The sequence below is a fragment of the Paenibacillus sp. FSL R7-0210 genome, assembly GCF_038009085.1.
GTDB lineage: Bacteria > Bacillota > Bacilli > Paenibacillales > Paenibacillaceae > Paenibacillus_AQ > Paenibacillus_AQ silagei.
Genome location: NZ_JBBPAR010000001.1, coordinates 2209473 through 2236044, shown reverse-complemented (window position 1 = coordinate 2236044; position 26572 = coordinate 2209473). Strand labels below are relative to the sequence as shown.

General features: G+C 53.0%; 30 protein-coding genes and 1 riboswitch. Of the genes, 4 read left to right on the top strand and 26 right to left on the bottom strand.

The annotated features are described in order from the left end of the window. The first annotated feature begins 360 nt into the window (after positions 1-360). The gene (locus MKY64_RS09760) at positions 361-537 is read left to right on the top strand and encodes a hypothetical protein (protein ID WP_155991496.1); all 177 of its coding nucleotides are present in this window, start codon (positions 361-363) and stop codon (positions 535-537) included. Positions 538-696: 159 nt separating this feature from the next. Here MKY64_RS09760 and MKY64_RS09755 read toward each other — a convergent pair whose 3' ends face one another. The 5 genes from MKY64_RS09755 to MKY64_RS09740 form a co-directional block, all read right to left on the bottom strand. After that, complete coding sequence (locus tag MKY64_RS09755; protein WP_235191919.1) at positions 697-1389, bottom strand: AlkZ-related protein; 693 nt, start codon at positions 1387-1389, stop codon at positions 697-699. An 88-nt stretch (positions 1390-1477) separates the two neighbouring features. Continuing rightward, the gene (locus tag MKY64_RS09750) at positions 1478-1762 is read right to left on the bottom strand and encodes a hypothetical protein (protein ID WP_143803904.1); all 285 of its coding nucleotides are present in this window, start codon (positions 1760-1762) and stop codon (positions 1478-1480) included. 26 nt (positions 1763-1788) lie between these two features. Next, a complete protein-coding gene (locus MKY64_RS09745) occupies positions 1789-2148 on the bottom strand; it encodes a HesB/IscA family protein (RefSeq protein WP_340952512.1) in 360 nt (119 codons plus the stop codon). A 26-nt stretch (positions 2149-2174) separates the two neighbouring features. Beyond that, positions 2175-2507 (bottom strand): winged helix-turn-helix transcriptional regulator, encoded by a 333-nt coding sequence (locus tag MKY64_RS33395; protein ID WP_445323327.1) that lies wholly within the window; start codon positions 2505-2507, stop codon positions 2175-2177. Continuing rightward, positions 2464-3870: an MFS transporter gene (locus MKY64_RS09740; RefSeq protein WP_340952510.1), complete on the bottom strand. Its 1407-nt coding sequence runs from the start codon at positions 3868-3870 to the stop codon at positions 2464-2466. Before MKY64_RS09740 ends, MKY64_RS33395 begins: the two co-directional genes overlap by 44 nt. Before the next feature lie 168 nt (positions 3871-4038). Here MKY64_RS09740 and MKY64_RS09735 point away from each other — a divergent pair, with 168 nt between their 5' ends. After that, a complete protein-coding gene (locus tag MKY64_RS09735; RefSeq protein WP_340952508.1) occupies positions 4039-4698 on the top strand; it encodes a helix-turn-helix transcriptional regulator in 660 nt (219 codons plus the stop codon). A 38-nt stretch (positions 4699-4736) separates the two neighbouring features. Here MKY64_RS09735 and MKY64_RS09730 read toward each other — a convergent pair whose 3' ends face one another. The 6 genes from MKY64_RS09730 to MKY64_RS09705 all read right to left on the bottom strand — a co-directional run bounded on the left by MKY64_RS09730 (position 4737) and on the right by MKY64_RS09705 (position 10362). Next, positions 4737-5321: a TetR/AcrR family transcriptional regulator gene (locus tag MKY64_RS09730; RefSeq protein WP_209873878.1), complete on the bottom strand. Its 585-nt coding sequence runs from the start codon at positions 5319-5321 to the stop codon at positions 4737-4739. Further along, positions 5314-6042 (bottom strand): MBL fold metallo-hydrolase, encoded by a 729-nt coding sequence (locus tag MKY64_RS09725; RefSeq protein ID WP_340952504.1) that lies wholly within the window; start codon positions 6040-6042, stop codon positions 5314-5316. Before MKY64_RS09725 ends, MKY64_RS09730 begins: the two co-directional genes overlap by 8 nt. A 599-nt stretch (positions 6043-6641) precedes the next feature. Continuing rightward, positions 6642-7418 carry a phosphate ABC transporter ATP-binding protein PstB gene (pstB, locus tag MKY64_RS09720; RefSeq protein ID WP_036695365.1) on the bottom strand — a complete coding sequence of 259 codons (777 nt, stop codon included), beginning with the start codon at positions 7416-7418 and terminating at the stop codon, positions 6642-6644. Positions 7419-7515: 97 nt separating this feature from the next. After that, positions 7516-8412: a phosphate ABC transporter permease PstA gene (gene pstA, locus MKY64_RS09715; RefSeq protein WP_036726586.1), complete on the bottom strand. Its 897-nt coding sequence runs from the start codon at positions 8410-8412 to the stop codon at positions 7516-7518. Next, positions 8409-9242 carry a phosphate ABC transporter permease subunit PstC gene (pstC, locus tag MKY64_RS09710; RefSeq protein ID WP_445321785.1) on the bottom strand — a complete coding sequence of 278 codons (834 nt, stop codon included), beginning with the start codon at positions 9240-9242 and terminating at the stop codon, positions 8409-8411. Before pstC ends, pstA begins: the two co-directional genes overlap by 4 nt. Positions 9243-9408: 166 nt before the next feature. Beyond that, on the bottom strand, positions 9409-10362 hold the full coding sequence (locus tag MKY64_RS09705) for a phosphate ABC transporter substrate-binding protein PstS family protein (RefSeq protein ID WP_339314550.1): 954 nt from the start codon (positions 10360-10362) through the stop codon (positions 9409-9411). 259 nt (positions 10363-10621) lie between these two features. Here MKY64_RS09705 and MKY64_RS09700 point away from each other — a divergent pair, with 259 nt between their 5' ends. After that, positions 10622-11539, top strand: coding sequence for a LysR family transcriptional regulator (locus MKY64_RS09700; RefSeq protein WP_340952502.1), 918 nt, complete (start codon positions 10622-10624; stop codon positions 11537-11539). Positions 11540-11576: 37 nt separating this feature from the next. Here the strand turns inward: MKY64_RS09700 and MKY64_RS09695 are convergent, their stop codons facing one another. The 9 genes from MKY64_RS09695 to MKY64_RS09655 all read right to left on the bottom strand — a co-directional run bounded on the left by MKY64_RS09695 (position 11577) and on the right by MKY64_RS09655 (position 19112). After that, the gene (locus tag MKY64_RS09695) at positions 11577-12413 is read right to left on the bottom strand and encodes a class I SAM-dependent methyltransferase (RefSeq protein WP_340952500.1); all 837 of its coding nucleotides are present in this window, start codon (positions 12411-12413) and stop codon (positions 11577-11579) included. A 73-nt stretch (positions 12414-12486) separates the two neighbouring features. After that, positions 12487-13401, bottom strand: a complete 915-nt coding sequence (locus tag MKY64_RS09690; RefSeq protein ID WP_340952498.1) for a DMT family transporter — start codon at positions 13399-13401, stop codon at positions 12487-12489. 166 nt (positions 13402-13567) lie between these two features. Beyond that, positions 13568-14704: a zinc-dependent alcohol dehydrogenase gene (locus tag MKY64_RS09685; protein ID WP_036726578.1), complete on the bottom strand. Its 1137-nt coding sequence runs from the start codon at positions 14702-14704 to the stop codon at positions 13568-13570. A gap of 73 nt (positions 14705-14777) precedes the next feature. Continuing rightward, entirely contained in the window at positions 14778-15596 is an 819-nt protein-coding gene (locus MKY64_RS09680; RefSeq protein WP_340952494.1) for a VanW family protein, read from the bottom strand. 168 nt (positions 15597-15764) lie between these two features. Beyond that, positions 15765-16487, bottom strand: coding sequence for a 7-carboxy-7-deazaguanine synthase QueE (gene queE, locus MKY64_RS09675; protein ID WP_340958043.1), 723 nt, complete (start codon positions 16485-16487; stop codon positions 15765-15767). Beyond that, complete coding sequence (locus MKY64_RS09670; protein WP_340952493.1) at positions 16480-16962, bottom strand: 6-pyruvoyl trahydropterin synthase family protein; 483 nt, start codon at positions 16960-16962, stop codon at positions 16480-16482. The genes queE and MKY64_RS09670 overlap by 8 nt, the downstream gene beginning before the upstream one ends. Continuing rightward, positions 16962-17627, bottom strand: coding sequence for a 7-cyano-7-deazaguanine synthase QueC (gene queC / locus MKY64_RS09665; RefSeq protein ID WP_340952490.1), 666 nt, complete (start codon positions 17625-17627; stop codon positions 16962-16964). Before queC ends, MKY64_RS09670 begins: the two co-directional genes overlap by 1 nt. Before the next feature lie 45 nt (positions 17628-17672). Continuing rightward, entirely contained in the window at positions 17673-18173 is a 501-nt protein-coding gene (queF, locus tag MKY64_RS09660; protein WP_036726570.1) for a preQ(1) synthase, read from the bottom strand. An 82-nt stretch (positions 18174-18255) separates the two neighbouring features. Further along, positions 18256-18299: riboswitch (PreQ1 riboswitch) on the bottom strand. Positions 18300-18371: 72 nt separating this feature from the next. Continuing rightward, a complete protein-coding gene (locus MKY64_RS09655) occupies positions 18372-19112 on the bottom strand; it encodes a ZIP family metal transporter (protein WP_340952489.1) in 741 nt (246 codons plus the stop codon). Between the two features lie 175 nt (positions 19113-19287). Here MKY64_RS09655 and MKY64_RS09650 point away from each other — a divergent pair, with 175 nt between their 5' ends. Beyond that, positions 19288-19623: a hypothetical protein gene (locus tag MKY64_RS09650; RefSeq protein WP_340952487.1), complete on the top strand. Its 336-nt coding sequence runs from the start codon at positions 19288-19290 to the stop codon at positions 19621-19623. Between the two features lie 123 nt (positions 19624-19746). On the opposite strand, the gene MKY64_RS09645 is transcribed toward MKY64_RS09650, so the two are convergent. The 6 genes from MKY64_RS09645 to MKY64_RS09620 all read right to left on the bottom strand — a co-directional run bounded on the left by MKY64_RS09645 (position 19747) and on the right by MKY64_RS09620 (position 26482). Beyond that, a complete protein-coding gene (locus MKY64_RS09645) occupies positions 19747-21306 on the bottom strand; it encodes an IS1182 family transposase (protein WP_340950956.1) in 1560 nt (519 codons plus the stop codon). A 333-nt stretch (positions 21307-21639) separates the two neighbouring features. Further along, on the bottom strand, positions 21640-22554 hold the full coding sequence (gene murB, locus MKY64_RS09640; protein WP_340952485.1) for a UDP-N-acetylmuramate dehydrogenase: 915 nt from the start codon (positions 22552-22554) through the stop codon (positions 21640-21642). 168 nt (positions 22555-22722) lie between these two features. Then, a complete protein-coding gene (locus MKY64_RS09635) occupies positions 22723-23532 on the bottom strand; it encodes a (2Fe-2S)-binding protein (RefSeq protein ID WP_340952483.1) in 810 nt (269 codons plus the stop codon). A gap of 9 nt (positions 23533-23541) precedes the next feature. After that, the gene (locus tag MKY64_RS09630; protein ID WP_036726562.1) at positions 23542-24348 is read right to left on the bottom strand and encodes an ABC transporter ATP-binding protein; all 807 of its coding nucleotides are present in this window, start codon (positions 24346-24348) and stop codon (positions 23542-23544) included. Positions 24349-24389: 41 nt separating this feature from the next. Next, on the bottom strand, positions 24390-25424 hold the full coding sequence (locus MKY64_RS09625) for a FecCD family ABC transporter permease (RefSeq protein ID WP_340952481.1): 1035 nt from the start codon (positions 25422-25424) through the stop codon (positions 24390-24392). Continuing rightward, positions 25421-26482, bottom strand: coding sequence for a FecCD family ABC transporter permease (locus tag MKY64_RS09620; RefSeq protein WP_340952478.1), 1062 nt, complete (start codon positions 26480-26482; stop codon positions 25421-25423). Before MKY64_RS09620 ends, MKY64_RS09625 begins: the two co-directional genes overlap by 4 nt. Positions 26483-26572: the final 90 nt, after the last annotated feature.

Sequence of the window (26572 nt, the reverse complement as noted above, 5' to 3'; positions counted from 1 at the left end):
GCACTTTCTGCAATAGAATTCACGGAAACTACGGTTAAAACACCTTCTGCTGTATTTCGTACAACAGATTTCTGGATTTCAGCTCAAAACCCCCGTTTTCTCAAAATTCTAGTGTATAAAGTGCAAGAGATTCATTTTTTCGGCGAAATTAGCGCTTATCTAATGTATAAAGTGCAACCGAAGATGAAGTTAAGTAGGTAAAAGCATCCCAAACAGCCCAAATGTGAACATTCAGTCAAATAATTTTCACAATATTGTTGAAATTAGTTCACAAATATGTCACAATACAATTATAGATAGTGTTTACAGTTCCAAAAGAGGAATGTTTTAGTCCATGAATAATCTAAGGAGGGAATTCAGATGAAAGAAACTTTCACTCATGACAACACGGATTCTATGGAAACAGAACGTCTGGAAGTCCAGGCTCCCAAAGACTTAAGTATCGTTGCCTCCGACGCCATCAAGTACACCGCCTACATCATGCTGCTGTTCGGATTCCTGTACTTCCTGGTTGCCTACCTTGGCCCCATGCTGTAAGGCTGCTTCAATATACACAAGATACGCAGTACAATCACATATTCGTAAGCGCTTACGGCCAGTCTCCTGCGGGAATGAGATTAGCCGTTTTTATTTGTATCCCATGTCAAAACGCCAAAAACGGCAGCCCTCTTCATATGAAGGACTACCGTTCTTTGTCTACTTCCAGCCCAGCGCCTTGTTGATCCAGGCAACCGCCTCCGGTGCCCACGCCGCTTCCATACGTGAACGCAACCAGGCTATCGCCTCTTCTCTCGATCCCTCAAAGGGCAGAATGCCCGCTTCATGCATCCAGTGCCCCGAGGTTTCAAAAGAGGTGCTGTTCCAGCCATTCGGCTCTCCGTCCGCATTCACCCGTTGCTTCACGCCGGAGATTACGATATCCAGAGACCCTTGCAGCTCCGTTACTGCATTGTCAAAAGCCGTTTTCTTCTCCTTGGCCTTCATATCCGCCATAGAGCGCAGCTGGCGTGTCTCTATTCCCTCATTCGCCCGGATAATCTCCAGCAGAGTCAGTGCTTCTCTCGTGGCCAGGCCGCTCTGATACCGCTCTTCCAGAGACTTCCGAGGCCCGGACGCTGCCAAGTAAGCCGGAAGCCACTCGCGGGATACGAGCACGGCTTTTTTCTTGATGAATTTTCCGTAGCCGGCTAAGCCTTCTCCGGGAAATCTGACCCGCCAGCGCCAGGGGTCCAGCTCTGTATCCGTATGCCAATTCTCCGCCAGCGTCAGCCCGTTCACAGACGGATGCTCCGGGATCAGGGGTGCCAGCGGCACAATCCCCAGTCGGGCGACTACCTCAGCCATCTCTTCAAAGGTGGTTACATTCTCTTGCTTACCTGCTTCGCCCACGTCATTCAGCCTCCTAAATCAATCTGGCTTGTACACCAAATTAAGCTTATCACTATAAATGAGCAAATTCACTTCCTGCATATGCTCATTAGGAGATTTTGTTTAAAAATATACCATTTTCATTACAGCCAATCTGAAAATGCTCATCCTGTAAAATCCAGGCATCTGATTTCTCGACAAAGAAATGAAAGCCTCCGATAGATTGAACCACTGCCGGATCAATCGGTGTAGCACTTGCATTGATGCCAATTGTAAAAGCATCTGAGCCTCCACCCGCATATTTTGCATAAATCCTTACATGTTGGGCCTCTGCCAAACCCCATTCATCCTTAAAAGAATCAATCGCTTGTTCAGATACCTCAAATGATATCATTTCTTCTCTCCTTCCTTTCCTGCAGGTTAATCACATTTTTTAACTTCCCCCCGATAGTTAGCCATTCGAAAACTGGCCCCGCATCCACATGAGGCTTTGGCATTAGGGTTATTCATGGTGAAGCCGCCTATCATTCCGCTTTGTTCATAGTCAATTTCAAGACCGTCAATATATGGAATACTCTTCGTGTGAACTAATATACGGAATTTATCTTTATTGAATACCATATCCTCCTCTGTCTGCTGCTCGTCCAAGACAAGGGTATAAGATAATCCGCTGCATCCCCCTTCTTCAACACCTACTCTAAGAAAAGAGTGCCTTGTCTCAGCGTTTAACAAGATTTCCGCAATTTTCTCTGCTGCGATCTCACTGACCTCAATATTCATCTTCATTCCTCCTATACAAGCTTAGTTTAGTTTTGGCAACCCCAGTCCATTAAACAAGGTATGAACGTAGCGAGAGCTACTCCTTTTGGTGTAAGTTCATACATGGTTTTTGTAGGGCGCTGCGGACTGGTTCTCTTGACCAGATTATGATGTTGAAGCTCCTTTAAACGCTGGGAAAGGATTCTTTGCGTAATGGAAGGGATACTCCGGGTTATTTCGCTAAATTTCTTCGGACCGCAAGAAAGAGTGAATAAGATATGGATCGTCCATTTAGACCCGATGATGTCATAGGCTATAAGAAGCTTCTCCCTATCCTCATTGGACAATGACCGGTACACCCTCTTTCTTAGGATCAGCATTCTTGATGGATTGCGGTGAGATCCGGGTGCTGGCAATGATACTTATGACGATCAACAAGAGATGGAAGCCCATGGCTACAATTAAGCCGGATTGCAGTGACATTCCAGCAGCCTGACACACGACAAGGATGGAACCCCCAATCCCAATAACTACACCGGGTGTAAAAGAATCCGCAAATTGCAGATTTGCCGAGGTTTGGCCCGCGCCGCCTTCCCCTGTTTGGGAAAAGGCTACAACACCGCTAACCGGATGCGCCAATCCAATGCCGACCCCGGCGATGATCTGACCCATAACTGCAACGGCAACAGAAACAACCGGTATCCAAAAGACGATAGCAATCCCGATGGCAAGCAGAAATACCCCCAGAATAATTCTCATATGACGTCCACGGCCCTGATCTGCCGCATCCCAACGTCCTTGCAGATATGAAATGATACACCAGCTTAATGCTGCACTCGCTACGATTAAACCCGCCTGAGAAGGTGTAATTCCCTTCACATCAATTAAAGCCAATACCAGGAAATTCTGTGTGCTGGCATAGGCAGCGAAGAACAGCCCGCGTGTTGCCAGAATCGCTGGCATCCCTCTTCGCAGCGTAAGCGTTCCCTTAGGCAGCAATTGACGGAGCGGTAATATCATACCGACGAGGCCAATCAGGCCGAAGACAAATCCCATCATACTCGGAAGCATACTTAGACCAATCAGGAAAAGGCCTGTACCCATCGTTAAGAGTAACGCCATCCAAGTAGATGAAGATCCGCTAGCCCCTCCCGTCTGCTGCACTTTCAATTTCCTGAAAGCAGGTAAACTAAGCACTGCTGAAACAACCAGCACAGGTAAGATCCCCCAGAAAACAAACCGCCAGGACCACTGATCTGCTATAAGGCCTGCTACATATGGACCGAGCATGGACGGAAGAACATAGGCTGTACCAAAGGCTCCAAGTATTTTGGCACGTAACTCATCCGGGTAACTTAAGGAAATAGCCGTATATACACAAGTCATCATAGCTCCGGCACCCAAACCTTGCAGAGCCCGTGATCCAATCATGATATACATATTGCCTGCTGTTGCAGCAGCGACCAGTCCTGCGATAAACAACAGCAGCGCAAAAGTGAATGGTGCAGCAGGGCCTCTTTTATCTATGATCCGACCGACGACCAGCGTTCCGATAATCTGTGCAAGCAGATACGTACTGAATATCCACCCGAACAGGCTAAGACCGTTCAAGTCTCCAGCAATCGAGGGAGCAATGGTGGTTACGGACAGACCTTCGAATCCAACGGCCATCACTGACAGGATAATTCCTATGGATAGTGCAAAGTAACGTGGACTGAAAATACTTTGATGATTAGACGACATGAATGGTGACCTCCAAGAAAGTTTGGTATGTATACATCGTATCCGGATACTTAGTAAACATTTTTGTTTATAATGTCTAAGCTACAGTCCGGCTTTGACTTTGTCAACATTTTTGTTTAAAATGTAGGGAGTGATGTAGATTCAGTTGCTTCAAACAGGAGGTGCACCATGAGCCGGAATCAAATCAAAAAGGATGTCTCCACCAGTACCCGAAGAGCGATCATTGATCTGTTAAAGGAGCGTGGGGGCATGGATGTTATGACCCTCTCCTCTCAATTTTCGCTGTCTGGAATGGCTATTCGCCAACATTTGAATGCACTGAAGGAAGAAGGATTGGTTACGAATGTGGAAGAGCCCCGTCCCATGGGCCGCCCCACCAAGCTGTGGATATTAACTCCCGCGGCTAATCGTTTTTTCCCAAGCGGATATTCGGATTTATCCATCAGTCTCATTAATTCGATGAAAGAGGCATTTGGCAATGAAGGGCTGGACAAGCTGCTGGATGTTCGAAATAAAAATATGCAGGCACAATATCTTCAGCATCTTGGCGCTGCATCGGATGTGAGAGAGAAATTGGAGAAATTGGCTGAGATTCGAACGAATGAAGGTTATATGGCCGAGGTTAAGGAGCAGGAGGATGGCAGTCTCTTATTCATCGAGAAACATTGCCCGATCTGTGAAGCGGCGGCTGTATGTACCGGGTTATGCAAGAATGAGTTGCATTTATTCAGAACGGTTCTAGGAGATGATGTTCATATTGAACGAGGGGAGTACATTTTACAGGGAGGCAGAAACTGTATTTACACCGTTAGGCAACATAAGCCGTGACAACAAGAGCAACCTCACTTGGAGATTGCTCTTTGTTGTTATTTCAGGCTGTCTGCGTCCGATCCCATACAGCGGATTCCCGCAATATAGGTGTTAATCAGCCGGGTGAGAGTGACATTCAGGTCCAGCGGCATTCCAAATCCGCCCTGGTGCTCCAAGGTGGAGAATCCGTGCAGTATACTCCGCAGTCCACGGACGGCATGCAGATTGCCTTCCTCATCCAAGCCGAATGCGGATATCACCTGGATGATGAGCGACAGGATCTTCCCGCCCGCCGCTTCCAGAGCGGTGTCTCCTTGTTCGGGTGCTTTTAGCGTCGTCTGATACAGCCCCGGGTGCGCTCTGGTGAATCCGATGTATGCCTGACTCATGGCATGTACTGCAGCCTCTCCGCTTAGCCCCTCCGTTGCCTCCGATATGACCTCATACAGCTGCTCCAGACCATATACCGCCATCAGTGTACGCAGCCCCGCAAGCCCGTTGATGTGATTATAGAGTGACGGAGAACGGACACCCAGCTTCGCGGCAAGTGCAGCCAGCGTCACTGCTTCCATCCCGTATTCATCCGCCAGCTCTGCGGCAGCCAGTACCAGCGTGTGCGTGTCCAGACCTGCTCTAGCCATGTACCCTCTCTCCTCCCTTTACTTGCCCTTCGGCCTCCGCAGCCGCCCGCTTCATCGCCTCTACCGGAGCTATAAGCAGATCACCATGTCCTACCGCCAGTACAGAAGGGGCAAGATCAATCAGCCTGTAGGCACTGACTAAGGCCTGTTCGGGGCTCCAAGTCGCCATAGCCGGAAAAGGAAACCAGGCGACCTTCTTGCCGGACACCGCCGTTGCCCGGAAGGTCTGGAACGCATCACCAACGATCAGCGCTCCACTGCGCCGGTCCTGGAAAGACATCGATCCAGGCGTATGTCCGGGAGTGCTGAACGCTGTCAGCGAGCCGATGCTGTCGCCGTCATGCAGTAGAATGTCGGGGCGGGTCACTATTTTGGCGGGTACACTGCCCTTAATAGGAGTCTGCAGCTCACCGGCTCTAAGCGAGCGGTCACCAGCCAACAATGCAGCATCCCGCTCCGAGATATAGACCTTAGCCTCCGGCACCTCCTTCTTCAAGGCATCAAGCGCCCCGACATGATCCATATGACCATGAGTGAGAATAATACGGGTCAGCGGCTTACCAAGCTTGGCAACCTGATTCAGAATCCCTTGCAGACTATAGGACATTCCCGCGTCAATAAGTATAAGCTCCTGTTCTTCCTCGATCAAATAGCAATTCACTGGAAAAATACGCGGCAGCCACGTAAGCTGATGCAAATGGCCTTCTCTTGTTACTCTCATCGTAAAACCCTCCCCAAAACTAATCTTATTAGTTAAAATATAAACTAATAAGATTAGTTTTTCAAGAGATATTTACTCATACAAAAGTGAAGGGCTTAGGCAGGGGTGTGGCGACATCCAGTCCCTGCTCCTCGCGCCAGTCCAATGTGTTCGGTTTTTCGATTACATTGGGTCCGCACGCCCTCGCTCCGCGCAATGTAATCGGTTTTTCGATTACATTTGGCCCGCACGCCCTCGCTCCGCGCAATGTAATCGGTTTTTCGATTACATTGGGTCCGCACACCCTCGCTCCGCGCAATGTGATCGGTTTTTCGATTACATTGGGTCCGCCCGCCCTCGCTCCGCGCAATGTAATCGGTTTTTCGATTACATTTGGCCCGCACGCCCTCGCTCCGCGCAATGTAATCGGTTTTTCGATTACATTGGGCCCGCACGCCCTCGCTCCGCGCAATGTAATCGGTTTTTCGATTACATTGAGTCCGCCCCGCCTCGCGGCCCATTATCTTCTGAGCACCCAAAAAAACACCACCCGCAATGGATGGTGTCTGAACGATCAGTGGTATCGATTTTGTCTATGCCCGTCTGTACCTGTCTCCCGATCAGCCAAACCGGCCCATAATGTACTCCTGCGTCATCTGGTTCTCGGGGTTCGTGAAGACCTTCTCGGTCTTGTCGTATTCCACCAGGGAGCCGAGATAGAAGTAGGCGGTGTAATCCGAGATCCGCGCGGCCTGCTGCATGTTGTGGGTGACGATCACGATACGCAGCTCCTCCTTCAGCTCCTTGATCAGCTCCTCCACCTTACCAGTCGAGACCGGGTCAAGGGCCGAAGCCGGCTCATCAAGCAGCAGGATCTGCGGGTTGACCGATAGCGCCCGGGCGATACACAGACGCTGCTGTTGTCCGCCGGACAATGCCAGTGCGGAATCCTTCAAGCGGTCCTTGACCTCGTCCCACAGGGCGGCGCGGCGCAGGCTGCTCTCGACGATTTCATCCAGCGCCTGCTTGCCCTTGATGCCGTGATATTTCGGGCCGAAGGCGATATTGTCGTAGATCGATTTGTAGAACGGATTGGGCTTCTGCCAGACCATGCCGATCTTTTGCCGAAGCTTGATTACATCCGTGCCTGTAGCATTGATATCCACACCGTCAATCCAGATGCTGCCCTTGGTCGTAGAGCCGGAGATATCGTCATTCATCCGGTTCAGTGAACGGAGAAAGGTTGATTTCCCACAGCCCGACGGGCCGATCAATGCGGTTACCGTATTCTGGGCAAAAGGAAGGCTAATCCCCTTCACCGCCTCATACGTCCCATAATAAATACTCAGATCCTCCGTTTGAAATGATTCGCGTACCACTGGCTCTGCTATTCCCATCCCTTACTCCTCCTAAAAGTTCTGATAGCTTACACGTTCTGACTCTTCTGCACAAAACTCACTTCGGAAGCCTGTGCCCTCCCTGTGTGTAACAAGCCTAGCTCATTCTCTTGGATGCAGTAAGCTTGCGGTAGATGAATCTGCCGAAGTAACGGGCAGCCAGATTGAAGATTAATACGGTCAGCACCAGGACGGCTGAAGCACCCGCTGCAATCTGAAGTGCATCCGGAGCCAGGCCCTCACTGTTGACCTTCCAGATATGCACCGCCAGCGTCTCCGCCGGACGGAATGGATTGAGCGGTGAGGACGGGCTAAGCGGATTCCAGTTGCTGAAGTCCAGGCGCGGGCTGCTCATCCCTGCCGTGAACATCAGCGCGGCTGCTTCACCGAACACGCGGCCGGCCGACAGGATCGTGCCGGTGATAATAGTCGGCAAGGCTACCGGAAGCAATACCGAGGTAACGATCTTCCACTTGGATAATCCGAGCGCGAAGCCTGCCTCCTTCTGCTGCTTAGGCACCGTGCGGAAGGCTTGCTCCGTAATACGCACCATCAGCGGAAGGTTGAAGAAGGTTAACGCGAGCGCACCCGAAATCAGGGAGAACCCGAGATTGAAGGTGTTGACGATCAACAAGAGACCGAACAGACCCACGATAATCGACGGGAAGGAAGACAATACCTCCACGACCAGACGGATGAAGTTGGTCAGCTTGCCGGGACGGGCATACTCTGCCATGAAGATTCCGGCACCCAGCCCCAGCGGCACGGTGATGATTAAGGTCAGCACCAGCAGGAACAATGAGTTGAACAGCTGCGGCCCGACGCCTCCGCCTGCGCGGATCTTTTGCGGCGCAGAGGTCAGGAAGTCCCAGCTAATATGATTGAAACCGCGGATCAGAATATATCCGAGTAAGCTAACCAGGATGGCAACGATCAGCAATGCAAAGGTTACGATAACGACAGTGGCTATTTTATTCGCAGTTCTCGGCTTCAAATTTTATTTCTCCTTTCGAGCATTCTCACCAGCAGGACGAATACGAAGGTCATCAGCATCAGCACCAGCGCCATACTCCACAGCGCATTGTTCTGCGGTGAACCCATCGTGGTATTCCCCATGCCCAGCGTGATGACACTGGTAAGGGTGGACGCGGACTCGAACAGGGAGTGAGGCACGAACGGCGCGTTACCGATAACCATCTGCACAGCAAGAGCCTCGCCGAAGGCGCGGGCCATGCCAAGCACTACACCCGTCATAATCGCCGGGAAGGTCGTCGGGAGAATAACCCGGGAGATCGTCTGCCAGCGTGTGGCACCGAGCGCAAAGGATGATTCTTTCAAGTTTTGCGGCAATGAAGCAAGCGCGTCTGCAGCCACGCTGGTAATCGTCGGCAGAATCATGACCGACAGCACTAGCGCGCCTGCAGCCACCCCGATGCCCTGTCCGGGCAGCGTATCCCGCAGAAATGGAACAATGACGCTTAAGCCTACGAAGCCGTAGACAACGGATGGAATGCCTGACAGCAGCTCGATGACCGGCTGCAGCAGCTTTTTACCCCAGCCCGGCACAATCTCTGTCATGAAGAGCGCAGCGCAGATACTGAGCGGACTTGCGATAAGCGCAGCCAGCAGCGTGACCAGGAAGGAACCCGAGATGAACGGGAAGGCTCCATAGGAAGGTGTGTCTGCTTCAGGCGACCACTTCGTGCCGAACAGGAATTCAGAGACCTTGACCTCACCGTTAACGAAGTTGGCCACGCCTTTGGAGGCTACGAAATAGACCATGGATATAATGATGACAATGAGCAGCAGCACACAAAAGGACATATAAATACGTCCGATTAAATTTTCTATATGATGTTTTTCCAGCCGCTTGTTTGTTGGTTGTCCCCTCAAGATGCTCCCTCTTTCTAAAGTGAAAAGAGAGGCAGAGTTTATCCGCCTCTAATCACATTAAAGTTGAAATCCAATCCTAACTGTGAACCGTTGAAGGTTATTTAGGTGTTACAGTACCTGCAACATCACGCGATACCTGCATTTTGGAAGCCGGGATGTAGCCAAGCTCGACCACGTCGCCAGTCTGTACTTCATCCGTCAGGAAGTAATCCAGGAACGCTTTTACAGTCTCATTAGGTTCACCGTTAGTGTACATGTGCTCGTAAGCCCATACCGGATATTTACCGGCCACTACGTTGTCTACTGAAGGCTCAACGCCGTCATAGTTTAATGTTTTTACGGAATCATCCAGGTAGGACAGGGCCAGATAACCGATAGCCCCCGGTGTTTCGCCGATCATTTTCTTAACTGTACCGGAGGAATCCTCTTGGATTGAACCCTTCAGGTCCTCTGTCTTGGTGCCAAGAGCGAAGCTCTCAAAGGTAGCACGTGTACCTGAGCTTGCCGGACGGTTGATGATCTGGATGGCCTGGTCTGCACCGCCGACCTCTTTCCAGTTCGTGATTTTACCTGTGAAAATATCTACCAGCTGCTGCTTGGTCAAGCTGTCTACGCCTGCCTTCGGGTTACTTACTGCCGCAATCGCTACAACCGCCACCTGATGATCCACCAGCTCAGCCGCCTTCGCTGCATCCTTCAGCTTCTCTTCAGCGAATACATCCGAGTTCCCGATATCGACTTGCTTCTCAGAGACCTGAGTCAAGCCCGTTCCGCTGCCGCCGCCTTGAACCTGAATGTCCACGCCTGCATTCGCATCCATGAATTTCTCAGCTACCTGCTCTACGAGCGGCTGAAGTGCTGTGGAGCCTGATGCCAGGACCGAACCGCTCAGCTTCGCACCGCTGCTGGATTCTGTGTTTGTAGCAGCCGGTGTATTCCCTCCGTTATTGGTTGTTGCCTTATTTCCCCCGTTGTTTCCGTTGCCGCATGCTGAAAGTGCCAGTACGCTGGTAAGAGTCAAAGCCATGATCCACGATTTTTTGAATTGCATTGTTTGTTTTCCTCCTAAAGGTTTTGTGAGTGTCTGCTGCGTTCCATCTGCTTCGTACAAAACTCACTTGGGAAGCATTATTGTGTGTCTATCAGCGTCTCTTCTGACTCTTCTTATTCTAGGGCCCGTTCGTTAGATAAAAGTACTGAGTTTGTAAACCGAAGGATAAAAGTTATAATATAAATTGTATAATTGAATAGATAAATTCTATATCGATACAACAATAGGGGTCTTTCTGCCCCATCCCGGAGGAATCTTCATGAACCTTGTAAAGCTGCAAATCCTAGTTCTCATCGAAAAATATAAAAAAGTAACGGATGTCGCCGCCGAGATGAATCTTAAGCAGCCAACCGTCTCCTTCCATATGAAAAGTCTGGAGAGTGAGCTTGGCGCTTCCCTCTTCCAGTACCGGAGCGGCCGGGTCCTGCTGACGGATGCCGGACGCGCCTTGTATCAATATGCGGTCCGCATTGTCTCGCTGAGTGCTGAGGCCGAGCGGACGGTCAAACAGTTCACCTCGCTCGCCTCGGGGAATCTGGAGCTTACCGCAAGCGATATCCCTGCCAGTTATCTTGTGCCCAAACTGCTGTCCCAATTCACACAGTATTATGACGGGATCGATGTCTATCTATCCGTGCTGCCGGATGACGCCATCCGGGAACGTCTGCGCAGCCGGGAGATCCAGCTCGCCGTGCTGCATAGTGCAGAGGGCCAGGATGATACCTTCCATACGCAGGCGATTGCTGAAGAGGAGACGGTGCTGGTCTTTGCGCCGGAGCATCCCTTTGCGGGGGAGCAGGAGCTGACCGCCCAAGCCGTAGCCCGCGAGCCCTGGGTGCAGCATGAAGCCGCCTCCTTCCTGCGCGGAATCTCTGACCAGTGGGCACAGCTTAATAATGTAAGGGTCTGGAACCATGCGGTGCTGGGCTCGCCGGAGGCCGTCAAGGGGATGCTCTACACAGGCAGAATGGTGGGCGTGTTCTCCCGCTCCGGGATTGAGGGTGAAGTAACGGCGGGCCGACTGGCTTATGCGAAGCTGCCCGGAATTCTTCCGGCTGACGGCTCCTTTGTGCTTGCCTGGCGCAAGGACTATACGCTTTCCCCGCTCCAGCAGGCTTTTGCCGGGATGGCAGCGGGTTCTGCACAAATAAACGGTATCCCCGGAGCGCCTGTGTAACTGCGCTAACGGGGATACCGTGTGGTGGTGAACCTTATTATCTTTTGACAGCAACCAGGGTGAAGGTCTTGGGAATTCCCTTATCGTACACATCCGACGACAGGTTGGGCTCCTCCACCAGCTCTCTTATAATCAGTCCGCTGGCTGCGGCAGCAGTAACCAGCTCGCCCAGCGTCCAGCGCCGCCAGTAGACGACATTCGGCTTGTCCGCCTCCGGTGCTCCTCCTGAGGAAGGCATGTATTTGGAATAGGACACCTGCTTCTCTTCAAGCGCCGTATCGAAATAATCCCCGCTCACCTTATGCTTACGCACCTTGGCCGTCGACCCCTTGGAGGAGATCAGCTTGGTCGTTACCGGATGGAAATCCCGCAGTACGAACGTCCCGCCCGGTGCCAGCAAGCGGTATGCCGTAGCCATGAACGGAGCCAAATCCGTAAAATAGTGAACAATCCCCATTTCGGCAAAAACCGTATCATACGAGCCGTTAAGATGCGCTTCCGGCAGCTCCAGGACATCCGACACGATATAGTCAAGCTGCACTCCTGCCGCCTGCGCGAGTTCACCGGCATAACGGGCATTGGCCTCCGAGAAATCCGCGACAGTCACCTCAGCCCCCAGCAGCCCCAGTGCCACCGCCTTCATGCCGTTGGAGCCCATCAGATTCATGATCCTCCGGCCCTTCACTTCACCGAGATAGGTATTCAGCGGATACAGCTTCCCCGCAGGGTCCTTCGACAGCTTCTCCGCAGCCTCCGCAGGGGTTCCGAACCGGCTGGTCCAGGCCGCATAGGTATCCTCATTCCACAGCTCCTCGCTTGTAGGTGCCGCCTCCTTATTGAGGCCATCCGGTTCATTCTGATTAGGTTCGTTCATTGCTTTCGTTACCCCTTTATCTATGTTCTATAAAATGTAATCAAGTTTGCCTCACGGGTCTGTCCGCGTATAGCTAGGAAGCGTTCGGCAGAGACTGCCGGAGCTTCATAGCTTTCCTTCGCCCGGCATACAGATAGACACCCAGCCCGGCCATGACGAGCACGCCGCCCGCCCACTGCAGGCCGCTGAGCTGCTCACCCAGCAGCAGGAACGCTAGAATGCTCGCGCCGACAGGCTCTCCCAGGATATTCATGGAGACGGTAGTCGCCGATGTATATTGCAGCAGCCAGTTGAACAGGATATGGCCGAAGACGGTGGGCACCACCGCCAGCAGGACGAAGATGCCCCATTCCCGGGCCGGATAATTGAAGAACGGTGTGCCGGTCACGGGATTGTAGACGGCAAATACGGCGGCCGCAGCGATAAATACAATCAGGCTGTACAGATAGGACGGCATACGCGCCACCAGCTTTTGTCCAAGCAGCATATGTGCGGCTACCGCTACGGTTCCGCCAACCGACAGCATGTCGCCCTTCAGATTCTCAGCAGACAAGCCAATGTCTCCCCAGCCGATAAAAGTAACGCCGAAGATAGCAATCGCCATCCCCAGGATAGCAAAGATAGAGTTACGCTCTTTATACAGTATGTACGCACCGAGCATAATGAATAACGGCTCCAGCGCCATAATCATCGTCGAGCTGGCCACCGAGGTATAATTCAGCGAACCCATCCACAGCAGAAAATGCAGGGCAAGCATGACACCGGACACGCCCAGCAGCAGCCAGTCCTTCCTCCGCAGCTGAAAGAGTGCCCCGCTATAGGGACGGGCGAACGGCAGCATCAGCAGGGAGGTGAACAGCAGGCGGTACATCCCTTGGACCGATACGGGCGCAGAGGACCATTTAATAAAGATGGAAGAAAACGAGATGGCCACAATTCCGATTACCATCAGGAGAGGCACGGGAACGGGCGGTTTATTGGTACGCATGACAGAACGCCCCTTCATAGGATGTAAGACTCATTATGTTAATTTAACGTAAATCGGCGAAAAAAGCAGCATTTTTTCATATTCAACGCAAAACAAAGGCACAGAACCGCCTCTGAGGGGTTCCATGCCTTATAGAAGCTCAGCTGACAGAGGCTACTCTCCCCTGTTACGGCTTAAGCACTACCTTGATACAGTCCTCTTCCTTCTCCTGAAATACCTTGTAGCCATGTTCTGCGCGGCTGATCGGCAGCCGGTGGGTGATAATATCTGTGGGATCGAACTTGTTCTCCTTAATCATCTTGTAGAGCTCAGGCATATAATGGATCACAGGAGCTTGGCCCATCTTCAGCGTGATATTGCGTTCGAATAGATGGCCCAGCGGGAACATATTGTAATTCAGGCCATAGACACCGATTAACTGAATGGTGCCGAACTTGCGGACCACTTCGGAGGCGATACGGAAAGCCCCCAGCGAACCTCCCTGCAGCATCAAGGCTGTCTCCACCTTCTCTACAACCGTCTTCTTGGCATCCAATCCCACGCAGTCAATCACCACATCCGCTCCGCCGCGTGTAATCTCCTTGAGATTCAGCTCTACATCCTTGGTCTGCTCAAAATTCACCGTCTCCACTTGATTCGTCAGCTTCGCATGCTGGAGCCGGTAATCGATATAGTCCACCGCGATGACACGGGATGCGCCTTTCATCCAGGCGAACTTCTGTGTCAGCAGGCCTACCGGGCCACAGCCAAGCACAATGACGGTATCACCGGGCTTCACACCGGCATTCTCGACGCCCCACCAGGCGGTCGGGACGATATCCGAGAGGAACAGCAGCTTCTCGTCTTCCATCTCCGCGTCCTCCGGGACGACAAACGGCCCGAAGTTGCCGTAAGGCACCCGGAGCAGCTCCGCCTGCCCTCCGGCGAATCCGCCGTATGAATCCGAATAGCCCAGGTAGCCGCCGGTATCCTTCGCTTCATTCGCATGGTCACATTGGCTCTCCATCTCATGCTGGCAGAAGAAGCATTGCCCGCATGCTACATTGAACGGGACAATGACCCGGTCGCCCTTCTTGACCCTGGTAACCTCCGGGCCCACCTCTTCCACAATCCCCATCGGCTCATGTCCGATAATGTAGTCATCATGCATTCCCGGTATTTCTCCGTTATAGATATGCAGGTCAGATCCGCAAATAGCGGTTGTGGTTATGCGGACGAGGATGTCATCCTTCTTCTCCAGCCGCGCATCGGCGACCTCCTTCACTTCAACTTTCTTCTTTCCCTGATAAGTCACTGCCTTCATGGTATAGGTCACTCCTTCTGAAATGGGGCTGCTTGTTACACTATCTTATGTTATAGCCCCAAATGGTCCGGATTTATCCGTGCAGCAGCGGAGAATACATCATCAGCGCGTGGTTCTCAGCCACCGCTTCGTCTCCGGCAAGCTCTCCGCTATGCGTCAGCACTCTGCGGCGGATCGCGTTGCGCCGGATATACCCGCCCCACGGCTCCAGGCTGATGCGGTGCCCATCTTCATAGACTTCGTAATGGTAGAGCTGCTGTCCTGCACAGCGCCATTCCCCGTGCAGATGAGTCTCATCCAGATGCAGCTTAAGCTGATAAGCATGCTCTGTATCATTGCGCAGCTGGAGATCCAGATAATTATAGGCACAGGTAGCCCCGCTGCCAAAGGGCTGGGTCCGCTGCTCATCGGGGAAGACATCATAGCTGTGCCGGTGCCGCTCGGTAACCGTAAGCGGCGTATGCAGTGTCATCCAGTAGATCAGATTGGACAATTGGCAGAGTCCGCCGCCTGTGCCGGAACGGAACCCGCCATAGTGGAGCACCATTCCGTCCAGGTAGCCTTTTCTTCGCGTCGGTTTGCCGATCCTGCGCCAATAGGAGAAGCTCTCGCCCGGTTGAATGACAAGCCCGTCCAGCTTCGCCACCGCGAGCCTCAGGTTCACGATTTTGTTGTGCTGAAGCTGCATATCCACATTGCGCAGTTTGCGCAGCAGCGGGGTAGCATGGCTGGCCGCTTCGTACGGCAGAGCTTCAGCGCGTTGTTCTGTAGCCAGACGGCCGCTGGCTGTGATCCATTTCCAGTATCTTTTCCAGGTGAAATACCGCTTCCCTGCAAATAGTCGCAGCTTGGAACGCCGGATGGGCTTCATGTTGCTGATTACCGAATTCATGGAATGATTGCCTCCCTCTCCCACATTATTGTTCAATTATATTACAATTGAACCAGCTGGAAGCTACAATTCTGTCCCATTTCTATTACAGCAAAAGACCGGAACTCCCCTGTAACGGAAGTCCGGCCTTCAGTAACTCTATTCAGCTTCATCCTGGCAGCGGGCGCACTATTTCCCACGCTTATTATGCCATATTAATGCATGTAATTGCGGCAGCACCCGTGCACGGTTCATCTGCGGATCGGCAATCACCCGCTCGAACAGCCATTCCAGCCGCCCCAGCAGACGGCCTGAGATGTCGCCTTCCTCGGTGACGTTATCGTTGCCCGGCTGCAGGAACAGAGGGACCTCCGGGTACCTGAAATGGACCTTACGGGCATATTCATAATCCTCCTGGTTAAAAACAACCACCTTCAGGCTATGCGCAGCCTTGCCGTTATCAGCGACTCTATGCATAATCTCATCCAGCTTATCCCAGTCTGTCTGCATCCCGGAGCTGGGCGGCTTCGGGCTGATCGTCAGCACATCCACCTCATGGAACCAGTCCTGCCAACGGCTGCCCTGCGTCTCAATCGCCGCCTGGATGCCCCGCTCATGGAGGAGGGAGATGAATTCTCCCATCGCCTCCCCGATCAGCGCCGGATTCCCCCCGGAGATGGTGACACAATTGAAATTCTCCCCGGCCAGCTCCAGCAGCCCGTCGAGAATCTCCTGCGGCTCCATCATCGTTACTTTATCCTTGGCCGAGCCGTCCCAGGTGAAGGCGGAATCGCACCAGCGGCAGCGGTAGTCGCAGCCGTAGGTGCGGACGAACATCGTTTTGACCCCGATGACCGCCCCTTCCCCCTGAATTGTCGGGCCGAACATTTCAATAACCGGGATTCTACTCATCATCGCAGCCTCCATACAGCCGGTAAGCCGGTCCCTCCTCGGGGATATCTGCTGCCAGCACCTCCGCCCAGGAGGTCGGAGTCTCCCATAGCTTGACCGAATACACCGGCAACGCCGCCCGTTTCAGCTCATAGGCAATGTAAGCAGACAGATTCTCGGCTGTGGTGCGGAAGGAGAGCAGCGCAACCTTTGAGCCGGTCGCCTTCAGCGTCTCCAGCACAGGCTCATTGCCCATCGCCAGAAAAGCATGATCCAGCCGCCCAACCACCGCCTCCTGCACAGCCGCCTTAATATCGCTGAAATCGATGACGAACCCTTCATCCGACTGCCCTTCCAGTGCGGATGGCACACCCTTCAGCACTACCTCAAGCCTGTAGGTATGCCCGTGCAGATTACTGCATTTCCCCTTGTGTCCGATGAGCTGATGGGCAGCGTCGAAGGTGAAAATTTTGCAGACGGTTACTTCGCCCCGCATTATAGTCCCGCCTCCTGACGCTCTGCCTCATATTGCTCCAGACCGCGCTTACGCAGAAGACATGCCGGACAGGTGCCGCAGCCGCTGCCGATGATTCCGTTATAGCAGGTCAGGGTCTGCTCCCGGACATAATCGAACTGGCCCAGCTCGTCTGCCAGCTTCCAGGTTTCTTTCTTGTCCAGCCACATCAGCGGGGTATGAATGACGAACTCCACATCCATCGACAGATTAAGCGTGACATTCAGCGACTTCACGAACACATCGCGGCAGTCCGGATACCCGCTGAAGTCCGTCTGGCAGACCCCTGTGATAATGTTGGAGTAGCCGAGCTGCTTGGCCAGAATGGCCGCGAAGGACAGGAACAGCAGGTTACGTCCATCCACGAACGTGCTGGGCAGCTCTTCACCCTCGCCTGCGGTAATGTCAATATCATCCCGCGTCAAGGCGTTCGGGGCCAGCTGGTTCAGCAGCCCCAGGTCCAGAATATGCTGCTTCACGCCGAACCTTGCGGCTATCGCCTTGGCGACTTCAATCTCGGCCGCATGGCGCTGATTATAATTGAACGTGACCACCTGAACCTCCTGGAATTCCTGCAATGCCCACGCCAGGCAGGTCGTGCTGTCTTGGCCGCCGCTGAAGACGACTAATGCTTTTCTATTTACCATAATGATCTCTCCTCCTTATTGCTCTGTGAAGCTGGCTTCTGCGGATTAACGGTTGTCCACTTTCTCGGGATACAAATCATGATTCATCAGCCGGTGCTCGGCCATCGCCTCATATTTGGTTCCCGGACGCCCCCAGTTACAGTAAGGATCGATGGAAATGCCGCCGCGCGGCGTGAATTTGCCCCACACTTCGATATAACGCGGCTCCATCAGCGAGATCAGATCATTCATAATAATGTTGACACAGTCCTCATGGAAATCCCCATGATTGCGGAAGCTGAACAGATAGAGCTTCAGTGACTTCGATTCCACCATTCGGATATCAGGAATGTACGAGATATACATCACCCCGAAATCCGGCTGACCGGTCACGGGACACAGGCTGGTGAACTCGGGACAGTTGAATTTGACAAAATAATCACGGCCGGGATGCTTGTTATCGAACGCCTCCAGAATCCCCGGATCATAGCCGAACTTGTACTGCGTGCCTTGGTTGCCCAGCAGGGTAACCTCCTGCATTTCCTCTTGCATTCTGCCTTCTGACATGACAAAAAACCCCTCTCTTTTCCCTAGGCCCCTGGCCTGAACTGGAAAGAAGAACGAGATTTCGAAAACCTGGCTCTACTAAGATAGCTTAGTTTTTTATAGAGGGAGTTCGCGAACCTCTCCTGCGCGCGGCGCAGATTCCTTCTTTATCTTGGTGCGTCTTGAACTATACCATGATTACAGCGGGCTTGACAACCCTCACAGCTGATCCAGAATCAGCGAGCACAGCAGTCCCATCGCAGCGATGAACCCCGTGAGCGGCCCCCCTTCTTCGTAGGCTTCGGGCATCATGCTGGAGGACACCATAGCAATAATCCCTCCCCCGGCAAAAGAGGCAATCAGCGCTTCCGTATACCCGCTTGCGTGATCCATGAACTCATATCCCGCCCCTGAGGCCAGTGTGGAGATAGCGAGTACGCCGAGCCACAGCAGCATAATCTTGCCTTTGCCATAGCCGTCCTGCTTCAGTCCAGCCGTACTGGACAAGCCTTCGGGAATATTGCTGATGAAGATGGCAATGACCAGCAGTACGCTAACGCCTTGACCCGCAATGAGACTTGCGCCAATCATGATCGATTCAGGAATCGCATCCAGTACCGTTCCGGCAAAAATAGCCAGCCCTCCGCCCTTGGCATCGCTCCTCCCTGAAGAGGCTCTGGCTGAACGCTTGCGTCCGGCTCCGCCTTTACGCGAGATCAGCCAGTCGAACACCGTGAACACCAGTGCTCCAGCGGTGAACCCGATAATCGTCGGGGCCAGTCCGCCGTCACTGGCCGAATCCTCTAGCAATTCATACGCCGCCGCGCCGATCAGCACACCGGTCCCGAACGCCATGATGAAGCCGATCAGCTTATTCGGAATCCGCAGGAATAAGGCCAAGAGTGCGCCAATCAAGACCGCCGAGCCGGAGAGTGCGCCCCATAACAATGCGTTTCCCATCCGCTTCACCTTCTTATAAGATATTGGCATTATTACAATGCATAAGAATAGTTTACACACGAATGAAGAACGGCAAACACCTTGCATAGTTCAACTAATTTGCACGGATTCATTTGCATGGAAAGGGGTAACTTAGAATTAACAATCTCTATTAACCGAAGGATGGGATCATACGATGGAAGCAAACGTACAGAAGCTTATAGATTGGCTGGAAGCCCGCAAGGATACAACACTGGTCATCGAAAAACGGGAGCTGGAGGATCTGGACACCGTCCATTTCAAGCTGGAGACTGTTGACTACCGGAACGCTGAAGATGTCATAGATGATTATCTGGACAGTGCGGTCATTCTGCGCGGGACGGGCAGTACCTTGAATGCGGATGGTGAGCTTGTGCCTCTGCCGCAGCCGGGATATGAGCTGGCAGTGAGCGGACTAGAGCTTCATGAGGTATCCGAGGCTAAGGTGGATCTGCAAACGAGCCGGGCAAAATATTCACTGGCTGTAAGCTGATTATGCGGCGGCTCCGGCCGTAAGAATCTAAGGGGGCTGTCCCAAAAGTAGATACTCTACTGGTGGGGAAAAATTCCATGCCTTCTTAAAGGATTAATTTGTAAGAAAGGGAGCGATTCTCCGTTATTGGAGGATCGCTCCCTTGCGTTTCTGGTCATTCGCTGCTTGCTTCAGCAGGTTGTGAGCAAGCGAAAGCCAACCGACCTCTAGCGTCACTTTTTCCATGCCGCGAAGCAGAAAGCGCCGGAAGCCCCGGTTATTTTTTAATTGTCCAAATACACTTTCCGGCTCCGTCATTCGACGTACGGCCAATAGATAGCCTTCCTCGCTTCGGAGGATTTCTTTCGCCTGTTTCTGGTATCTAAGCCGCTCCAAACTGACTGCGATTTCCCGGTTTCCGCTTCCCTTCGTGCAGTTTTCTTTTAGCGGACAACCTCCGCAGCTTTGACTTTGGTAATGACGCTTCTTAATTTCGTATCCACTCTCTGTGGTTTCCTTGCTCTCTCGTTGGAAATACAGCGGGTATCCAGCTAAACACGTCCAGCGATCCTCGGATGCGTCGTAGGTCCAGTTCTCGATTTTTCCGACGTCGGCTTTCCAGGCTTTGCTCTTTTCTTTGTGGTAGGTGCTGTATTTCACGACGGCCTGTATCTCGCTCTTTTCCAGATAGGCGTAGTTTTCTTCACTTCCATAGCCGGCATCTGCAATGACCGTCTTTGGAAGTTTTCCGAGGAATTGCTTTGTTTTTGCCAGATGTGGTTCTAAACAGCGGGTGTCACCCGGTCTTTGATGTAGACTGTAGGTTAAAATAAATTGGTTTTCGGTCCCGATCTGTAGATTGTAACCTGGCTTCAGTTGGCCATTTTGCATGTGATCTTCTTTCATCCGCATAAACGTTGCCTCGGGATCGGTCTTGCTGAAACTATTCCGGTCCCCAAGCAGCTTTTGATATTGTTCGTACTTCTGCAGTCGAGGGAGCAAATCCTTACGCAACTTCCGAACCGTCTTTTTTAGGGGCTTGTCTTTCGGTTTTTCGGCAAGCTGAGCTTCAAGCTTTTGCACGGCTTGTTCGAGTTTCTCACTGTCCATTTGCGAACCCGTGCTGAGTTCAGCCAGATCTTTGCCCTGATTCTCTTGTTCTTCCTGCTCTTCCGCTGCTTCAATGTCAGCGAATAGGGCCTGTACCTTATCTTGCAGTTTCGCTTTGTGTTTGCTGACCGCTTTGCTCCAGACAAAGGTGTAGCGATTGGCATTCGCTTCGATCTTAGTTCCGTCCACAAAATAATGCTCCAGAGACACGTATTTTTCGTCAGCCAGAAACTGAAGCACGGCGGTAAATACCGTTTCGAGGACCTTTCTCATCCGCTGGGAACGGAAGCGATTCAGCGTGCGGAAGTCGGGTCGCTGCCGTCCGGCCAGCCACATGAAGGGAATGTTCTCCCGGACCGCTTTGGCGATTTGGCGAGACGAATAGATTCGCTGAGTGTAAGCGTAGATGATGACTTTGGTGAGCATTTTAGGATGGTAGCTGTCACGGCCGCCGCCGGGATAGGCCGCGTCAAAAATGGCGTTGTCCAGCCGATTGACGGCGGCATTCACGACGCGAACGAGGTGATTTTCCGGGATATCTTCTTCCAGATCCATTGGCAAGCAAAGCTGGTCCATGGTATATTGAATGTACAAAAGAAACCTCTCCTTTGAAATGGTTGTGTGGTAACTCCATTTTAACAAAAGAGAGGTTTCTTTTTGTGATTTTAGAAAGATTTGAAGAAACTTTTCCCGCTTAAACAGCGGAGAGGACGGAACGATTGTGAAAAAGCGGCAGCGGTCGCCTTGGTCTCCGGATTTTCACCGCTAAGGGAATGAAAAAAATCTGGAGACCACAGCGACCCAAACAACGGTCCGTTCGCGAAGCGTCCACCCAAGTGCTCACGTTGATCCTACTCCAAAATAAAAAGCTGTCCCAAGCAGCCATTTCATGGCTTTTGGGACAGCCCCTTATTCCACAACTATCGCCTACAATTCTTCCCCGATAATCTCCACTTCCGTCTCCAGCTCCACATCGAACTTGTGCTTCACCGCTGAGCGTACATGCTGGATCAATCCGATATAATCGCTGGCGGTTGCATTGTCGGCGTTGATAATGAAGCCCGCATGCTTGCGTGAGACCTCTGCGCCTCCGATGCGCGTCCCCTGGAGTCCGCTCTCCTGAATCAGCTGCCCCGCGAACCGGCCCGGCGGCCGCTTGAATACACTGCCGCAGGACGGATACTCCAGCGGTTGCTTCGATTCCCGCAGATAGGTTAACTCATCCATGGACGCTTTAATCGCGGCTGGATCGCCTGGCAGAAGCTTGAATCTCGCCTCCAGCACAATATATTGTCCAGTGGCGAAGATGCTGCTGCGGTATCCCCATTGCAGCTGATCGCTGTGCAGGGTGAGGAGCTGCCCGTTCTGATCAATCACGAGCGCACTGTGCAGCACATCCTTCACTTCCCCGCCGTAGGCTCCGGCGTTCATGTAGAGTGCCCCGCCTACCGTGCCGGGGATGCCGCAGGCGAATTCCAGACCGGTCAGCTTCTGCTCCAGCGCATAGCCCGAGACATCGATAATCTTCGCCCCGCACTGCGCATACAGCAGCCCGTCGCGGACGCCCATCCCGGACAGATCCGAGGTCTGGAGCACGATGCCGCGGATGCCTCCGTCCCGGATAATCACATTGGAGCCGTTGCCGAGAATCGTAAGCGGGATCTGATGATTATGGGCATAAGCATAGATGCTCTGGATCTCTTCATATGTAACAGGAGCCGCCAAAATATCTGCTTCGCCGCCCATGCGGGTATAGACCAGATTCTTAAGGCTCTCACGCCGTTTCAGTGAGCCTGCGGTAACAAGCGGCTGCAAATCCTCATATATGTTGTCAATATTCATTCTTCATGCTCCTAACTCTATAAACAAGATAATGGTCGTGCTCGCTGCCGGTTAATTACGGCTTCAGCAACCACAACTTTAACAACGAACAGGCTCCCTTGTCAATGACAGGAGCCTGTTACGAAGCTGCATACAGCATTATTATGTTTCGAAATTCCCAATTATGCCCTATTCTCCAGCCGCTGCGCGCTCGGCACGGAATTCCTCCCGCCGTGCGGACCGCTCCTCTTCCTTCATCCGGGGGCAGGTATAACACAGCCGTCCGCCCTCAGTCCGGTAATACATACAGCAGCGGTTACGCAGCTGAACCGTCTGCTGCGGGTCCGTGAGCGATTCAGTTCTCCGTATCTTCACCTGGAACGGATTCCGCGGCATCCCGAATACGGCAGCGGGCAGCTCATCCTTCAGATACGCATAATCCTCCTCCAGCCGGCGAAGCAGGAGCGGATCTGTCAGTTCAGCAGCAAAGGCTTCCGCATAATAGTTGAATTTGGTCGGCAGCTGTCCCCAGATCTCCCCGGGCGAAAGTCCGCTCACCTGTGAAGCCATCCGGATCAGCGGCCCGGCTGTGTTCTGGTAGAAGCTGGTTAACACCTCATTGCGCCAAGCCTTCCGGCCCGGCTCATCTGCCGGAGCTTGTACCATCCCCCATTCACGAAGCGAGAAGGCAATTCTGCAGTAGCCATCTGCCGGAACAAGATGCAGGTGAAGGTTCCGTAAGCTGAAGTCCGGTAAGCACAAGAAGCCGGTCACGGAATACTGGACCGCGAGTGCCATAATGCTCAGATAACCGCCGAAGTACGCACCGGCCGCTTTATCGTCGAGCGCCTTCATCAGCGGCCGGTAAGCCTCCATGAAGGTCCTCATCCCCGCCTCTTCTGCCAGCTCAACAGCAGCGAAGGAATACACGGCTCCCTCCGGCACCTCAAGATGGAGGTCAAATTTAGACTTATATTCTTGCCTCAGGAATTCATTCATGTTCCTCTCCTACAGCCCGGCAACTTTGTACGCAGCCAGCTCGTAAGGCAGACAGAGCGGCACACCTGTACGCGGATCAGGCACAATATCTGCCTCAATGCCGAATACCTCACGCAGCACTGCCGGTGTCATTACCTCATTCGGAGCGCCCTCGCTGATCACATTACCGGATTTGATCGCTACCATATGCTGCGCGTAACGCGAAGCATGGTTCAAATCATGGACAACCATAATAATCGTCCGGCCTTCCTGCTCATTGAGCTTCTGCAGCAGCTGAAGCACCTCCAGCTGATGGGCCATATCCAGGAAGGTCGTCGGCTCGTCAAGGAACAGAATATCCGTCTGCTGGGCCAGCGCCATGGCGATCCAGGCCCGCTGCCGCTGTCCGCCGGAGAGACGGTCAATCGGCCGGTCACGGAATTCATTCATGCCGGTCAATTCAATCGCCTCGGCAATAATGCTGCGGTCTTCAGGCGTCAGGCTGCCGAAGCCCTTCTGATGCGGATACCGTCCATATCCTACCAGCTCAGATACCGTTAAGCCGTCCGGGGCAGTAGGATTCTGCGGCAGAATCGCCAGCTGGCGGGCCACCTCTTTGGTGGAGAGATTGTGAATGGACTTCCCGTCAAGCATTACATTGCCGCTCTTCGGCTTCATGATCCGGGCCATTGTCTTCAGAATCGTGGACTTTCCCGAGCCGTTCGCCCCGACAAGCGCTGTAATCTTCCCTGTCGGAAGCGATAGATTCAGCCCCTTTACAATCATAGTCTCCGCATATCCGATGCTCAGCTGCTCTGTATTTAAACGTTCCGACATGATAAACACTCCTTAGATTTTTTAATATATACATCCCTGTACTACGCTTTCGATGTGGCCAAAAGATATAAAAAGTACGGTGCTCCAATAATCGCTACTACGATACCAGTAGGTACCTCCGCAGGCTGCAGGATCCAGCGACCGATCGTATCTGCCGTAAGCAGCAGCAGGGCTCCGGTCAGGGCAGCCGCAGGCAGCAGGATCTGATGGCGCGGGCCGACCAGCCTGCGGGCCAGGTGGGGCGCAATTAGCCCGACAAAACCAATGCTGCCGCTTACCGATACACAGGCTCCTGCCAGCGCAACAGCCGCAGCCAGCAGCCACCGCCGTTCCCGTTCGAGCGGCAGGCCCAGTCCCTTGGAGAGCTCATCGCCCAGATTCAGTACGTTGAGCACCCGGGCTTTGTAGAATGCGAAGGGCAGCAGGATCAATATCCAGGGCAGCAGGGCCAGCACAAACCGCCAGTCTCCGCCCCAGATTTTGCCGGCCAGCCAGATGGCTACGAACTGATAATTCTGCGGGTCGAGTCTTAATGACAAAATAAGCTGAAAAGCGTATATCCCGGCACCCACAGCAATCCCGATCAGGATCAGCCGTGTCGGCGAGAGCCCATCCTCCCTCCTGTAAGACAGGAAGTAGATCAGTGTTGCAGTAAGCGAGGCCCCTGCAAGCGCCAGTAGCGGAAGCACGAGGATCGGAGCTGCTGTAGTAGACGGTACAAAGGAGATAAAGATCAGTACGGCGAATCCGGCTCCGGCATTGATCCCCAGGGTGGAAGGCTCAGCGAGAGCATTACGCGACAAGCCTTGCAGAATCACTCCGGCGACCGCAAAGCCTGCACCAATCAGCAAGGAGATCACGATGCGCGGCAGCCGGAAATCAAACAGAATCAGCTGCTGCTGCTTGGTGCCGTTGCCGGATAGGGTATGTAGAACTTCGAGCGGTGACAGACGCATTAAGCCGGTATTCATACTGACCAGAAACAGAATGACGATAAGCACAGCAAGCAGTGTCAGAATACCAGCCTCTCTGGAACGGCGCGGCTTGGCCGGGGGGAATGAGGTGGAACGGTTCATTTCAGCTCCCCCTTGCGTTTGCTGGCCAGATAGATGAAGAACGGTACGCCGAATACTGCAATTAAGGCACCTATTGGTGTTTCGTATGGCGCATTAATCATCCTGGCCGCAATATCGGCCACCAGGACCAGAATGCTTCCAAGGACTGCGGAGCAGGGAATAATCCAGCGGTAGTCAACCCCAACGAGGTAACGCGTAATATGCGGAATCATTAATCCGACAAAAGCGATCGGCCCCACCGTGGAGACTGCCGCTCCGGCGAGGATGACGACAATAATCATCCCTGCAGTCTGTACCAGACCGGTGCGCTGTCCGAGACCTGCTGCAACATCCCTGCCCAGGCTCAGTAGCGTAATCGAACGCGACAACATCAGCGCACCGATTAGGGCCGCCGCGACCCAAGGAGATATTACCTGCAGCTGCTTCCAGCTCGCTCCTCCAATCCCCCCGGCCATCCAAAAGGCGATATCCTGGGAGAGGCTGAACAGGATAGCAATGCCCTGGCTGACCGCCAGCAGCATGGCGCTTACTGCCGCACCGGCGAGGGTCAGCCGAAGCGGGGTCAGTCCGCTATGGGAGAGCGATCCGATCCCGAATACCAGCAGTGAGGCTACAGCCGCTCCAAGGAAGCAGTACAGCATGATGTACGCGAAGGATAGTGTTGGCGCGAAGGCAAAAGCCAGGGCCAGTCCAACGCCCGCACCTGCATTAAGACCAATCAGTCCGGAATCCGCCAGCGGGTTGCGGGTCATCCCCTGCATAATCGCACCGGCAACGGCAAAACATGCGCCGACCAGCGCTCCTGCGGCAGCCCGGGGAATCCGCAGCTCCCGGATGACCTGATGCTGGGGCAGCTCCGGATTGAACCGGAACACCGCCTCCCATACGGTAGCCAGCCGGATATCCGCCGCACCAACCGATACGGATACCATCAGGCCGAAGACAATCGCTGCTATTCCCAGCACCAGAATAACAGCAGCGGCAAGCGGCCGCGACCGGACAGATGTGTTCCCTTCAACAGAAGGAGCTTGTAGAGCAGAATCTGTGGATGAAGCCATATGCCGTCTCCTTATCAGGATTATTAGGGAAATATAGATGATTATGATTCTCATTATCGCAAAGATATGAATATTGTTCAACTTAAAAAA